The 14,676-nt window shown below is 63.1% G+C and carries 11 protein-coding genes; 10 read left to right on the top strand and 1 reads right to left on the bottom strand.

What is annotated here, in order from left to right; all coding sequences use genetic code 11:
• Positions 1-2,510, top strand: a 2,510-nt coding sequence (locus ACPV3N_RS11815) for an Ig-like domain-containing protein (RefSeq protein WP_440118004.1), incomplete at its 5' end; no start/stop codon positions are given.
• Positions 2,511-2,568: 58 nt separating this feature from the next.
• Positions 2,569-2,709 (top strand): hypothetical protein, encoded by a 141-nt coding sequence (locus tag ACPV3N_RS11810; RefSeq protein WP_440118002.1) that lies wholly within the window; start codon positions 2,569-2,571, stop codon positions 2,707-2,709.
• Here ACPV3N_RS11810 and ACPV3N_RS11805 read toward each other — a convergent pair.
• The gene (locus ACPV3N_RS11805; RefSeq protein WP_440118000.1) at positions 2,687-3,073 is read right to left on the bottom strand and encodes a PilZ domain-containing protein; all 387 of its coding nucleotides are present in this window, start codon (positions 3,071-3,073) and stop codon (positions 2,687-2,689) included. The two genes, ACPV3N_RS11810 and ACPV3N_RS11805, sit on opposite strands and share 23 nt — an antisense overlap.
• 437 nt (positions 3,074-3,510) lie before the next feature.
• On the opposite strand from ACPV3N_RS11805, the gene ACPV3N_RS11800 reads away from it, so the two are divergent.
• From ACPV3N_RS11800 to ACPV3N_RS11765, 8 genes are all read left to right on the top strand, one after another.
• Complete coding sequence (locus tag ACPV3N_RS11800; protein ID WP_440117998.1) at positions 3,511-4,035, top strand: hypothetical protein; 525 nt, start codon at positions 3,511-3,513, stop codon at positions 4,033-4,035.
• 167 nt (positions 4,036-4,202) lie between these two features.
• Positions 4,203-5,039, top strand: coding sequence for a hypothetical protein (locus ACPV3N_RS11795; RefSeq protein WP_440117996.1), 837 nt, complete (start codon positions 4,203-4,205; stop codon positions 5,037-5,039).
• Between the two features lie 134 nt (positions 5,040-5,173).
• On the top strand, positions 5,174-5,959 hold the full coding sequence (locus ACPV3N_RS11790; RefSeq protein WP_440117994.1) for a hypothetical protein: 786 nt from the start codon (positions 5,174-5,176) through the stop codon (positions 5,957-5,959).
• Between the two features lie 17 nt (positions 5,960-5,976).
• Positions 5,977-6,858: a fimbrial biogenesis chaperone gene (locus ACPV3N_RS11785; RefSeq protein ID WP_440117992.1), complete on the top strand. Its 882-nt coding sequence runs from the start codon at positions 5,977-5,979 to the stop codon at positions 6,856-6,858.
• A gap of 146 nt (positions 6,859-7,004) precedes the next feature.
• Positions 7,005-9,488 (top strand): fimbria/pilus outer membrane usher protein, encoded by a 2,484-nt coding sequence (locus ACPV3N_RS11780; RefSeq protein ID WP_440117990.1) that lies wholly within the window; start codon positions 7,005-7,007, stop codon positions 9,486-9,488.
• Positions 9,489-9,502: 14 nt separating this feature from the next.
• Positions 9,503-10,414 (top strand): hypothetical protein, encoded by a 912-nt coding sequence (locus tag ACPV3N_RS11775; protein ID WP_440117988.1) that lies wholly within the window; start codon positions 9,503-9,505, stop codon positions 10,412-10,414.
• An 89-nt stretch (positions 10,415-10,503) separates the two neighbouring features.
• A complete protein-coding gene (locus tag ACPV3N_RS11770; RefSeq protein WP_440117986.1) occupies positions 10,504-10,914 on the top strand; it encodes a hypothetical protein in 411 nt (136 codons plus the stop codon).
• Between the two features lie 212 nt (positions 10,915-11,126).
• Positions 11,127-14,657 (top strand): PAS domain S-box protein, encoded by a 3,531-nt coding sequence (locus tag ACPV3N_RS11765; protein ID WP_440117984.1) that lies wholly within the window; start codon positions 11,127-11,129, stop codon positions 14,655-14,657.
• Positions 14,658-14,676: the final 19 nt, after the last annotated feature.

Genomic DNA, 14,676 nt, shown 5'->3' with positions numbered 1-14,676 from the left:
ACACGGCGCCCGACTTCGAGGTGCCGACCGACGCCGACACCAACAACACCTACATCGTCACGGTCCGCGCGACCGACGGCAACGGCAACACCTCGAGCCAGACGATCACGGTGACCGTGCTCGACCTCGACGACACCGCGCCGGTGGTGGCCGCGGGGCAGAGCTTCGCCTATGCCGAGAACCAGTCCGCGGGCGCGGTGCTGGGGACGGTGGCGGCGAGCGACGCGGTCGGCGTGACCGGGTTCCGCTTTGCGGCGACCGGGACGGCGACGAGCGCGGACGGCTACTACGCGATCTCGAGTGCGGGGGTGATCACGCTGACCGCGGCGGGGGCCGCGGCGGGGGCGCCGAGCAACGACTTCGAGACCGCTCCGAACAGCTTCGTCCACGGGGTCGAGGCGCGCGACGCGGCGGGCAACTGGTCGGCGGCCGCGGACGTGACCCTGGCGGTGACCGACCTCGACGACGCGGCGCCGGTGATCACCGGTCCGTCGGGCGGTGCGGGGGCGACCGCCTCGGCGATCTCGGTGAACGAGAACCAGACCGCGGTGACCACGCTGACCGCCGACAAGGCGGTGACCTGGGCGATCACGGGGGGTGCCGACGGGGGCCAGTTCTCGGTGAGCCCGTCGGGGGTGATCACGTTCAACACGGCGCCCGACTTCGAGGTGCCGACCGACGCCGACACCAACAACACCTACATCGTCACGGTCCGCGCGACCGACGGCAACGGCAACACCTCGAGCCAGACGATCACGGTGACCGTGCTCGACCTTCCAGACAGTCCGCCCGTTCTCCTCGGACCCGGGGGCTCGACCGGACCCGAGGCATCGATCAGCGTCCCCGAGGGCAGCACCTTGGTCGCGACCCTTTCGGCGAACGTCCCGATCTCCAACTGGGCCATTGTGGGCGGCAACGACCGGGCGCTGTTTGCCATCAGTCCGACAGGTGCCTTATCGTTCACTTCGCCCCCGGATTTTGAGCGCCCGGCCGACAGCACCCAAAGCAACACCTACGTGCTGGTGATTGAGGCCACCGATGCGAATGGAAACCGGACCCGGCAGACAGTGACCGTGACCGTGACCGATATCGCCGACACGCCGCCGGCCATAACGGGTCCGAGCGGCAGCGCCGGTGCAGCCACCTCCTCCGTTACCGTTAACGAGGGTTCGACCGAAGTGACGCAGCTAGGAGCAAACGTGCCTGTGACGTGGTCGATCGTCGGCGGGGACGACCGCGCCCAGTTCGCGATCACTCCGACGGGCATCGTGACCTTCGTCGCTGCGCCCGACTTCGAGTCGCCGACAGACAGTGATCGCAACAACGTGTACACGCTGGTGGTGCAGGCCCGCGACCAGCACGGCAACACTTCGAGCCAGACCATCACGGTGACCGTGGTGAATGTCGACGAGATCCAGCAGAAACTGGACGAAATCGGCGGGAGCCTGCGACGCGATCTCCGGAACCACGCGTTCTCGAGCCTGTCGACCATGCTGGCGTTCAACGAAGACCTGATTGGTTTGGATGACACCTGTGCAAGCGCGGGCGATCGCAAGCTTCTATCGGGCGGCGTCCAGGCGGACGAACGGCAGCAGCAAGCCGGGGTTGGCATCTCCCGCGATCTCTCGTCATGTGAAAGCCGGACCCGCGTGTTCATCGATGGCGGTCTGGCCTTCACCCGTGTCGACGGGAACTGGGCCAATCGCGGCCTGGCATCTGCCCGGTTCGAACGACGGGCCGGGGAGCGTACCGTACTCGGGGCAGCTCTCGTGGGTACCGCCGCTAAAGGAGACCTCGCAGCGTTCGACGATAGCAAAGTGAGCGATCAAAGCCTGCAATTGAACGTCTATGGACGCACCTACCTGGCCGATGCCTTGCGGTTTGCCGCGTTCGCCGGGTGGGGCCGCGCCTGGTATTCGTTCGAACTCGCTGATGATGGCTTCGCAGCGAATGGCGAGATGACCGGGAAGCGTCACCTGTACGGCGCAGCTCTTTCGGGTGACATCATCGTGGGTGCCACCTCGATTACAACGGACGCCATCCTGTCGCGCGCTGTGGAGCGGCTCGGGTCGAGCAAACTCGAAGCCAGTGCCGGTGGGGAAAGCCGGTCGGGGATTCTGTTCGACGTTGGCACAGTGGACATTACGCGGCTGAGCCTGCCAGTGCATCTCGCTCATGTGTTCGGACAGCCAGCGGACGGCCGCGACGCCACGCGCCTCGACGTGAGCCCAGGCGTGCTGTGCCAGGACATCGCGCAGGATTCGTCGGCACTAACTTGCGGTTACCAGCTTGGGTTGGGTTTCCGCCATGCCCCCTCCTTGAACACAATCCTGCGCGGAGAGGCGCGGTTCGAATCGGTTGGCGGGTATCTGCTTCACCGCTTCACGGTCGGATTTGAACGGCGGATCTTCGGGGAGAGGCCGATTTCCGTCGGCCTGGACCTGGGGCGTTCCGCAGGAGGCGCGCAAGCAGATAACCGGGTCTTGGTTCGCTTCGGACTTAGTCCCTGAGGTCATGTCGTTGATCGCCCCGTTGACCAGCGACTATGCTCGTCGAGGCGGCGTGCTGGTGCGAGCAATGTGGGAGGGGCTCGACACGGTGGAAATCACCGTCCGATACGTCCAGCCGGTCAACTTCATTCTCTTCCAGACGCCTCCCATTACCCTGCGGGAAACGGAGCGCGTCTTCACCCAGCTGAAACAGGAATAATCCTCCCCGAATCCTTCGACCAGGAAACCACCTGGAAAAGTGGGGGCGCCTCTAGTGCCGTCGGCGCTGCATCGCGGGTCGCATCAACCCACTCCATTGGAATATCGGCTAAGAATCTTACGCCGCCCGATTTGCTCGGCTGCCACACCAACTCAACGGGTCGATTGTAATCGAGCCACTGCAGGGTAGCCGTCTCGAACGGGTGCGGCTTAGATAGAGTGACCTGAGCACCGGATACTGACAGATCCTCTATCACGGCAAGTTGGACCCGGCTGGCTGTTATCAGTTGTGCTGGCAAGCCCACGCGGACGCGCGCATGGGATCGTCGTCCAATCTGAATCTCGATGGACGTAGCCCCGCTCATCCTGCCAAATTATCGTTTCGATCATTAAAGACCCAAGGCCGTTCTGCGATAACGGGAGGTTACTCCAAGCACTCCTTCCCTCCTCTCGGTTGTCAAGGCATCCATTTGATCGTGAGGGAGCAAATTAGCAGTCGAGACGAACTCTTGAGGCGGATCGACAAAATTCATGGGTTCGCAGCGTTTCCTCTCCGCTCCAGTTTGAACCTGACTGTCTCTCGGCGGGACACCGAACGCCCAAACCGACCTTCCCTAACTTTCGATTACTGTTCGAGAAACCCGTTAACTCTTAAGTAATGTTCATCCCGAGACCGACGAGTCGCAAAGGCCGGGAAATCCATGGAAACCGTAGCTGACGGGGCATTTAGCCCCGCCGGAAAGCCCGCTGCATCTTGCGGCTCAAGGGCGGTAAGCGGTTTGGTTGTTTGGAAAGGTGGGGGATGCGATTTTTGTTCGCGATGCTGATTGCGGCAGCCTTTGCTGTCCCTGCTTCGGCTGAAGAGATCAACAACGTTCGCACGGTCCATATCGCGATCGATGGCACGATCGCGCAACGCTGCGCGATGGGCAGCATCGGGAATATGGACTTCGGCGATCTCAGCCGGCCCGGGTTACGCGCGAAGGCCTTGGTCACGTTAGACTGCAACATCCCATTCACCATGAACATCGTCGGCACTACCGGCGCGCTGACCAACACTGCCATGCCTCTCGGGCAAGGGCCCTACTCGGGCTCGTTGCCCTATTCGCTGGGCGTGTCGGTGCCGGTGCGGCATCCGTCGGTCGAAATGCTGAGCCGCACGTTCGACAGTCGCCAGCTGCGGGGGGGCGGCACCCTGTCCAGCAACGGCGGCATCGCAACGGACGGAATGACCCTGTCGATCGAGCTCGGCACGCCTTCGAGCGAAGCCGGTCTGTTGGCAGGAAATTACTCGGAGACGATCACCATCACGGTGACGCCGAGCTGACATTCGCCGGTGGAGCAACGCTCCGCCTGCGGCCGGACCATCCCGCGTGGCGGGTCTGGCACGGTAAACCGGTCGGCAGGCACCGCTGCCGCTTCGGGGTTGAGAGCAAGCGGTGCGAGCAACCCTGTCACCCGTCCCAGTACGGGCGACTCTTGAAGGATCGTGGCATGAAGATGATTATCAAGGCCGCTCTGGTCACCACCGCAATGGTGTCGCTGGGTGGCGTCGTCCAGGCGCAAACGCACAGCATTGTAAACCCAGTCAACGAGCAAGTCGTGACGCCGGTCACTACAACAACCACGACGATCGTGTCGCAGCGACCCACAAATACAAACTCGTCTTCGGGCGGCTTCACGACGAACGGTTGTCCGGGCAATCCGGCTTGCGTGAACACGCCTGTCACGACCACCACGACCACGAATGTGGTCGAGACCCAGTTCACCATCACCGGTTCGGCCGCCAACGACACGACCACGGCGACGCCGACGGTCGAGAATAGCTTCACGCTGACCGGCACTGTGAGCAAGGATTGCTCGTTCTACGCCGGTAACACCACCGGCGCGCGCACGATCGACTTTGGCACGATTGGCATCCGCACCGGCAACAACGAGAACGTGAACGCCGCGTTCGAGATGGCCGGTCCGGCCTCTGCCGACGTCCAGACGCTGACCGCGGGCTGCAATACCAACAACTCGGTCGAGATCAGCAAGAACGACATCCGCGGCATGGTCAACGCCAACCCAAGTGGTTACGACACCGACGAGTTCCAGGCGAACATTCCCTACTCGGTCCAGGCCAGCTGGACCGGCGTCGGCGTGAACTCGATTGCCTCGGGCACGCCCCAGACCTTCACCGTGCCCACCACCGCCAACGCCGGCAGCGTGCAGCAGGGTGCATGGCGCTCGACCATGGACATCAAGTTCAACGCGCCCGCGATCACCGATCGTGGCCTGGTCGCCGGTACCTACACCGGCACCACCACGGTGACCCTGCGCGCGCTGTAGGACTTCGAGGACCGGCAGTCCGGGTCTCTCGGACTGCCGGTTGATACGCTTGAAATGCACGCACCGCTGGGTCGCGGTCCTCGGTGGTGCAGGCCGAGCTCCCATCTGTATTTCCACATTAAGGATGAATTGCTATGAAGACCCTTCTTTACGTGAGCGCGGCTGCTTCCGCTCTCGTGGGCACCACCGTGCATGCCCAGACTCACCAGACGACCAACATCAACGAGTACGCGAGCTCGGCGCCGATCAACGGCAGCGCGACTTCGATCAATGCCACTAACGCCGGTGAAGTGGCTGCCGCTGAAGCGATACTGGCGCAGGGCAATAATCCGACCGTGGCTCTCGGTACGCGTTACACCGCCCGCACGACCGCGGCCGACGACACGACCGCGGCGACGCCGACGGTCGAGAATAGCTTCACGCTGACCGGCACTGTGAGCAAGGATTGCTCGTTCTACGCCGGTAACACCACCGGCGCGCGCACGATCGACTTTGGCACGATTGGCATCCGCACCGGCAACAACGAGAACGTGAACGCCGCGTTCGAGATGGCCGGTCCGGCCTCTGCCGACGTCCAGACGCTGACCGCGGGCTGCAATACCAACAACTCGGTCGAGATCAGCAAGAACGACATCCGCGGCATGGTCAACGCCAACCCAGGTGGTTACGACACCGACGAGTTCCAGGCGAACATTCCCTACTCGGTCCAGGCCAGCTGGACCGGCGTCGGCGTGAACTCGATTGCCTCGGGCACGCCCCAGACCTTCACCGTGCCCACCACCGCCAACGCCGGCAGCGTGCAGCAGGGTGCATGGCGCTCGACCATGGACATCAAGTTCAACGCGCCCGCGATCACCGATCGTGGCCTGGTCGCCGGTACCTACACCGGCACCACCACGGTGACCCTGCGCGCGCTGTAGGACTGAATCCGGTATCGATGGAAGAAGGGGGGGAGCGCGGGCTTTCCCCTTTTTTCACCTCTGTATGGCAGGTCAAGATTTTTGAGTGGACGGGACGCATGACGATACTGGTGATGCTGCGACAGCGCTGGTGCGCGATCATCGCTGCGCTCGCGCTGATGACCGCGGCAGGAGCGGCATATGCAATGCGCGTCTCGCCCATGGTGATCGAAATGGAATCGCGCGGGAGCACGGCGGTCGCGCGTCTCGAAGTCCAGAATATCAACCGCGGAAACCTCGCGTTCGAGACGAGAGTCTATCGCATGACGCTCGACGCCGATGGCAACATCATCGAAGTACCGGCGGATGACCAGTTCCTCATCTTTCCGCCGCAGGGCGCGCTTGCGCCCGGTGGCCGCCAGGTCGTTCGGCTGCAGTGGGTCGGCGCGGCCGATCTTGCCGCGTCCGAGGCCTTTTATGTTTCGGTGAACCAGCTCCCGGTGGCATTCGCACCCGGAACCGAAGATTCGGTCGCGGCACAGGTGCAGGTCGTTTACAACATGCGCGCGTTAGTGGTCGTCGCACCACCTGGCGCTGCGCCCAACGTCCAGGCCACTTCGGTCGAACCTATTACCTATACTCCGCCCTCGGCTGCGGAAACAGAAACGCCCCCCAGATCCGTTCCGGGCTTGGCGGTGACGTTAGCAAACACGGGCCGCCGCCATGCCATGATGTCAGAATTCAACTGGCGTTTTGAAGGCACCGACCCGAACGGAAAGCCGCTCCGGATCGATGTCAGTGCGGAAGAGCTCAACCGCCACCTGGGTACCGGCTATGTACCGGCGCTCGGACAGCGGACCTTCCGGCTCCCGGTCATGGGGTTCGGGACCCAGCCGATTAAGCTGTCGTTCTTTCGGTGAGAACGCTTCTGCTGTCCTCGACAGCGATAGTCCCCTTGATCATCGGCCCGGCCGCCCACGCGCAAGTCACGGTGCCGCTGCGGCCATCGCCGCCTGAGCAGGCAACCCCTGCCACGCCAGCACCGGCGCCGAGCGGACCAGTGTCCGTGCCGCTCCCTGCTCCCCTCGAGCCGGTGCAGAGCGATCCGCCAGTGTTTGTGCAGGTCCCGATCGGTGCACACGGCCGCCCCGATATCAATCCATATGAGCGGGACATCGACATGACGGTGCCGCTTACGTTTCTCAGCCGATCACTCGGGGACATCCCCATGCGTCTGACGGCCGATGATCGCTTCATGCTCGAGACCGAGACTTTCCTCCGCCTGATGAGAAAAGTGCTCAACGAGGAAGCCCACATTTCTCTCAGCGCGCGGTTGAAGCCGATCGCCTCATTCGGTCCCGAAGATCTCGAGGAAACAGGGGTTGAGCTGACCTACGACCCGGCGTCACTCGCCGTGGTCGTGGTCGAGGTGTCGCCTGAGCAACGCGCGGTAGAGGATCTGTTCGCACCCCCGCGGGACGACCTTGACGACACCAGCCTCAGCCCGGCGCGCGTCTCGGGCTATCTCAACCTCAACGCCTCCCACACCTACGTCTGGAGCAGGGACGATCAGCCCGCTCCGACGGTCAACCTCGACGGGGCAATCCGCCTCGGGCCCATCGTCTTCGAGGCGGACGCCGCGCTGCGCGAAGATTTTGGCCGTGTCCGTCCGTCTTATCGCTTCGCCCGCAATTACGCCCGCCTGGTGTACGACCAGCCTCACGACTATCGCCGGTGGTTCGCAGGCGACCTCGATCCCGAGATCCGGGGTCAGCAGTCGTTCGTGCAGATGGGCGGGATCGGGGTCGCTCGTCAGCAGCGCCGCTTCAACGTGTTCCGAGCCGCTGTGCTGCAGGGCAACCGTCAACTTGTCCTGCAGCGCGAGTCAACTGTGCGCTTCCTTCGCAACGGGAGCCTGTATCGCGAGTTGCGCCTGCAGCCCGGGCGGTACGATTTCAGCTCCCTGCCGCTTCTGGCGGGAAGCAACGACGTGCGCGTGCAGGTGCAGGACGATACTGGTGGAATTCAGAACCTGTCGTACTCGCAGTACCTTGATCCGATCGATCTCGATCCCGGTGACTACGAGTACAGCGCGTACTTGGGGCCGTCGAGCGAGCGACTGGGCAGCTCTCCCGATTATCGCGGGCCGATCGTGTTCACCGGGTTTTTCCGCAAGGCGTTTTTCGACCGCCCGGCGATCGGCATCGGGCTGCAACTGAGCGAGGACGTCCAGACCGTTACGGGTCAGACCCAGTTCGTTCTCCCGACCGGGGGTCGCTTGCTGCTCGACGGCGGGATAAGCAATTCGACAGTGGCCAGGCTCGGGTATACCATTGGCCTGGGCTATGACCAGTTCTTCGACCGGGGCGGCCTCGCGGACAACTTCTCGATCCGCGCGGAGCATATCTCGCGTGAGTACGCCAATCTCGGCAATCCGGAAGGTTTCAACTCCACGTCGCTCGCCGTAACCGCGCAGTACACCCGGCAATTCAGCCAGCGTTTCCTCACGACGGTGAGCGGATCGTTGATCAAGAACCGTCGCCAGTCGGGAGACACGTATCGCATCGGGGCGACAGCGTTCTACCGCCTGACCGATCGGTGGGCGATCCGCGGCGGCGTCGACTATGCGGGGTTCGCGACCCCTCTCCCGACCGGCCGCGGGTTTAGCGCCAACATTGGCGTGGTGTTCCAACCGAGTTACCGCCGCCGGGCGGAAGCGCGCTACGAGTCCCGCGACAACTTCGCTGAGCTGTCGTACGTGCAAAGCGGCTTGAACGAACTCGACAGCGTTGGGTTCGGCGGGGTGCTCAACCACCGCAGCGGCACCGTGCAGGCCCAAGGCTTCGCCAGCTATTCAGGGAACCGGTTCGATGCGTCGGCGAGTCACGCTGCGGTCGGTGAGAACTTCTCGGACCTGGGTGCACTGAATGCGACATCGGTGCGGGTCGGCACGACCCTGGCGTTTGCGGATGGTGTCGTCGGGTTCGGCCGGCGGATCAACGACAGTTTCGCGCTGGTCTATCCTCACACGACGCTGGGCGACCGCAGCGTCGCCGCGGGTGCCTCGCTCGCCCAGAACAACTATATCGGCAAGAGCGGCGCGCTCGGGGCGGCGGTCAACAACTCCTTGAGTTCGTACGTCACCCAGTCCGTCCAGTACGACGTCGAGAACCCACCGACGGGCTACGACATCGGGCCCGGTGTCGTGCGGGTGCGGCCCCCCTACCGCAGCGGCTTTGCAGTTCGCGTGGGCACGGACGCGTTCGTCAGCACGATGGGGGTGCTGCTCCGCGGAGGAAAGCCGGTATCGCTGATCGGTGGCCGCGTGACGCTGTTGGACGTCCAAGAAGGCGAGAATCCGCAGCCGGTACCGTTCTTCACCAATACGGTCGGACGTTTTGCGATCTCATCGCTCTTGCCTGGCCGTCGCTATCTGGTGGAAACATACGGCCCCGGTGGAACCGTCGAGCGGAGCTTCGAATTCAAGGTGCCTGCGGACAGCGACGGCCTGGTCGATCTCGGCGCAGTGAGCGCGGGCAGGAACAAATGAGAGGACACCCGATCATGCGCCAGATAATCCGCACGGTGACGTTAGCCACGTGCCTTGTCGGGGTTCCGGTCCTGGGACAGTCGGCGGGCGCTGCCCCGAGCGACTGCCGGGTGCGGGTCAACGCCACGCCGGCCGCTTGGATCATCCGCGGATACGACCCATACGAAAGCACGCTGCCGGAAAGCACGTTCAGCGTCACCTTTACCAACGATGGCGCGCAGGAATGCCGGTTTACCCCGGTTTTCCAGCTCGATGATCCGCCGATCGGGATGTCTTCGGGCGTGGGAAGGACGATCGGATACTCGCTCATCAACCTCAGCGACGCGCGGGACGTGACCCCCCGCAACGGTCGCCCGGTCAGCAGCGGCGACCGACGCCAGATCGTGCTCGGTGCCAGCGGATCGCACACCGTCATGTACAAGCTGGTGGCAACCGAGGCCGACGTCTCGCGGTCAGGTACCTTCACCCAGAATGTCACGCTGGAGGCACAGGACGCAAGCCTTCGTGTGCTCGGCGGTACGCCGGTCTTGCTCGGACTCGAGGTGCTGCCATCTGCCCGCATCGGCCTCGCCGGCGCCTACAGGATAAGCGACGGTCACGCGCTCGTCAGCCTTGGAGAGCTTCGGAAAGGGCCTGCCCCCGTCCCGCTGCAGCTGCGGGTCAACAGCACGGGCCGCTATGACCTCGACGTGACCTCGCTCAATGGCGGCAACCTGCGGCTCGGTTCGAGCGGATGGAAGGTGCCGTACTCGATAGCCATCGGTGGCACGAAGTTGAACCTGTCGGGCACCGGTCGGGTTTCGGGGCCCTCCGACGACGGTCTTACCCGGGCCGCGCTGCCGATTCACTTCGTCATCGGCGATGTATCCGACCGGCCAGCGGGGAGGTACTCTGACCTCATATCGATCTCGGTCACGGCACGATAGCGTGCGCCCGGTTTAACCGAATTCCAAGCATTTGCAGGTAGCAGGATCACACCTGATCGCGTCCGCTCGAGGACCAGGAGTGATCGACAATGCGCAACTTCACGCTCGTGGCCGGTTTGGGATTGCTTGCCGCGCCCGTCAGCACTGTCTCGGGCGCCGATGCCGGATTCTCGCTCGGCGCGCGCGTACCGGTCTTTTGCGAGGTAAGGCAGCGCGGCGTGGTCGAGGATGCCATTTCGGGCAGCGCTGTCTCGCTGGGCAAGTTCCTCGAGTATTGCAACGCTCCCGGCGGCTATCGGTTCGTCGTCCGCTATGCGCCCGGTAGTTTGCGGGGGGCAGTTCTGACCGCAGGGGGAGACCAGGTGGTGCTCGACGGATCGGGAGAGGCGGTGCTGAGCCGCGCGACCGGCCCCCGTATCCGCGAACGTGCGATCACGGCCACCCCGGGCGCGGCCGGCTTCGACACCGACCATATCACCTTCCAGCTGGTGTCCGCCTGAGCAGTCGTTCTCGGCCGTGCAGGTATCGAAGTGGTGGCTGGCCCAAAGAGGATGTCGGATACTGCTAGCAACAGGTCTGATAATGACTGTTGTCAGGCAGGCGGGGCGCCGGGATGATGAGATCGTACCTGTGTATCGCAAAAATCGGACACGCAATAATGCGTAACCCAGGGCGAACACATAATTGACCACGACTGGCGCAAGCCCGTGAGATGGGAGTCGCAGGCAACCAAATCGCAACGGGTTTGAACGGCAATCGGGGGCACCTGTCCGCCGCCCTCGCAACAGCGGTTATATTTGCGCTTTGCGCTTATCTGCTGAACATCGCCTCCCTTAATGATGGCCAGCTAGCCGGATTGTGGATCGCGAATGCGATCGTCATCGGCTTGTTGTTCGGCAAACCTCGCACGTTCGTCGTCTCATGCCTTCTGGCCTGCGTTCTTTCTGGAACGGTGGCCAACCTGGCAGCTGTCGCTATGCCAGTCGTGGCTCTGGGCCTGGCACTGGCTAACGTCCTTGAGATGGCAATCGTGCTGATAGCGCTCGAACTCGTTTTCAAGAATCGCGATCCGCTTGCAAAGCAAAGCGACCTTGCCGTCCTGGCTCTTTTGGGGGCGGTTTGCCCGATCGTTCCTGGTTTCCTCGCGTCTGCCATTCTCTCTTTTCAGGGGTCTGTCGGCTATCTCGATGCATTCGCGACCTGGCTTGTCGGGCATTGCATGGCCATCCCAGTCTTCACCGCCATGGTGCTGGCGTTGCGTGGATTTGGCAGTCACCCTTCCGAACCGGTCATTAGCATTTCGAACAAGGCGTTGTTGGGCTTAAGCCTATTAGTGGCGGTTGTCCTGATCTTCGGGCAGCGTTCCTACCCCTTCCTGTTTCTCGCGCTGCCGGTGATCTTGCTCGCCGCGTTTACTACCGGCAGGTCTGGCACGGCGCTCGCGGTAGCCGTCTTCTCCGCGGCCGCCGCGATTGCTTACGCCCGGGACCAGGGTCCGCTCGCGCCCGTAGAGGGTCCCGAGCGGGTGGACCTGATCACGCTCCAGGCCTTCATGGCCGCCTGCCTGTCGGTCGGCCTCCCGGTGGCTATTGCGCTTGCCAATCGGGCGGTCATCAGGCGGGAACTCAGCTCGAGCGAAGCGAGGTTCCGTCGGCTGGCCGAGGCCTCTCCGGTCGGTATCTTTCAGGCGGACGCCGAAGGTGACCTCACCTACGTCAACAGTGCCTGGCTCAAGCAATTCGGTTTCGAGAGTGAAGAGATTCTCGGGGCGGGCTGGAAGAGGCTTCTCGCGAGCGGCGAGGAGTTCGAAGACGATCCGGCGTTTACCGGCTTTCACAAACCCGGTGATGTCCGTCACCGCATCCTCCGTTTTCGGGACGCGGAAGGGCGCGCTTTCTGGTGCGAGACGGTTAACTCGGCCGAATTCGATCCCGATGGCCGCATCTGCGGATTCGTTGGTGTCGCGCACGACATTACCGAGCAGCGAGCGGCGATGGAGCTGCTGGTCGAGAGCGAAAAGCGGTTTGCTGCGCTCGCCGACATGGCACCTGCCGGCATCTTCCGAACCACCCCCGACGGCAGCTGCAACTACGTGAATGAGAGATGGAAAGCGCTCACCGGCCTCAAGGATGACGAGTGGGAGGGCGAGGGCTGGGCTAGCGCCCTCCACCCTGACGACCTGGAGCGGGTCATTGATATCTGGTCCGCATGTGTCGAGGCGGGGAAGAGCGGCGATGCCGAGTTTCGCTGGCTGCGTGCGGATGGCACTGTCGTCTGGGTACACGTGGTGTTTGGTCCCGAGGTCGACAGCCGCGGCAACGTCACCTCTTTCATCGGGGTAGTAAGCGACATCACCGAACGGCACATCGCACGCAAGCAGATCGCCGACCGGGAGGCCCAGCTTGCCCTGCTCGCGGACAATGCCACCGACGCGGTTGTGCGTCTCGATCTGACAGGCCGGTGCACATATGCCTCGCCGTCAGCAACCAATGTGTTCGAAGTCCCGCACGAACGACTGATTGGGCACAAGCTGATCACTAGGCTTCATCGAGAAGAAGAGCGCGCGGTCAAGGAGGCCTTTCAACGCTTGAGGGAGGGTCAATCTGACAAGGAACGGCTCGCATTTCGCGCTGAAAGTCTGGTTCGGCCAGGTGAATTCAACTGGCTCGAGGCTAACTGCGGTTTGCTCCGCGACCCTACGACGAGCGATCCATGCGGTATCATCGCCTCATTGCGGAATGTCGACGGCACGAAGCGTCTCGAAGCAGAACTGGTCGAGGCAAAGGCGGAGGCGGAAGCGGCAGCGGAAGCCAAATCCGCGTTTCTCGCCAACATGAGCCACGAAATCCGGACACCGATGAATGGCGTCATTGGTTTCACCGAGCTGGCGCTGGCTAACGAGCTATCGGACGAAGTCCGCGGACAGATCGAAATGATCGCAGACTCGGGCCGGGCCATGCTGCGTCTGCTCAACGATCTTCTGGATCTGGCGAAGATCGAGTCTGGCCAGATGGCGATTATCAGTGAACCGGTCGATCTGCGCAATAAGCTGGATGGGATCGTTCAACTCATGCGCCCCGTGGCGCAGCAAAAGGGCCTCCACCTCGATCTCGCCGTCGCTGAGGCGGTCCCGGAATGGCTTTTGTCCGATGCGATGCGGCTGAGGCAGATCGTGCTCAATCTCGTCGGCAATGCCGTGAAGTTCACCGAGCGCGGCTCGGTCCGCGTGGCGGCCAACACTGTCGATAACCCAGGGGTCAGACGGTTGCAGATAGCAGTGACTGACACCGGCATCGGCATTCCCGAACAAAGCGTCGGGCTCGTGTTCGAGAAATTCAGCCAGGCCGATGCAAGCATCGCGCGCCGGTTTGGCGGCACCGGACTGGGGTTACCGATCAGTCGGCAACTCGCCGAGAAGATGGGGGGGGCGTTGAGCGTGCAGAGCAAGGAAGGCGAGGGGACGACCTTCCTGCTCGACCTGCCGCTGGAGCAATGCGCCCCGCCGCTGGTGACCGCGGACCATGTCAGCCCCGCAGGTCCATCGCGGCGCATCCCCCGCCAGGCTCGGATTCTCGTCGCGGATGACAATCCCATCAACCAGGCCCTGACCCTCGGCATGTTGCGCCAGGCCGGGTTCGAGGGAGAAGTGGCCAGCAATGGCCGCGACGCAGTGTCCAAGGTTATCGAGGCACGGGGACAGAGACAGGACTTTGATATGGTCCTGATGGACGTCCAGATGCCGGAACTCGACGGACTCGAAGCGACGCGGCGCCTGCGCAGCGTAGGATTCACGCCCGAAAGCCTGCCCATCGTGGCGTTGACTGCCAACGCCTATGCCGACGACATCAAGGCGTGCCTGGCCTCCGGCATGCAGGGGCATATTGCCAAGCCCGTGCGGCTCAGGGACCTGCGAAGTGCGCTTGAATGTCACCTGCGAAGCAATGACGAGAGCGAGGACAGCACGGACGATCCTCTCGTCAACGGCCGGCTGGCGGCCATGTATCGCGAGCGGAAGCAGCAGGTCCTGAACGCGATCGACGAGGCTTTGCGCGAAGGGAAACTGGAAGGGCGCTCGATCGAGGAAGTCGCGGGCTTGTTGCATCAGATTGCGGGAATTGCCGCGTATTTCGGCGAAGAAGGGCTAGGCGAAGCGAGCCTCGGCGCCGAGGAACGCCTTCCGACCCTGTCAATCGAGGAGAAACGGCGGCTGCTCAGGGAGATGCGGGATTTGCTGGCTGCCTAGGGCGGATCGCGTGGCAGAG

Origin of the sequence: Tsuneonella sediminis, from assembly GCF_051912845.1 — a bacterium.
In the GTDB taxonomy this organism is placed as follows: Bacteria; Pseudomonadota; Alphaproteobacteria; order Sphingomonadales; family Sphingomonadaceae; genus Tsuneonella; species Tsuneonella sediminis.
Note: the sequence above shows the minus strand (reverse complement) of the source record. Positions and strands in the feature narration are given on the sequence as shown.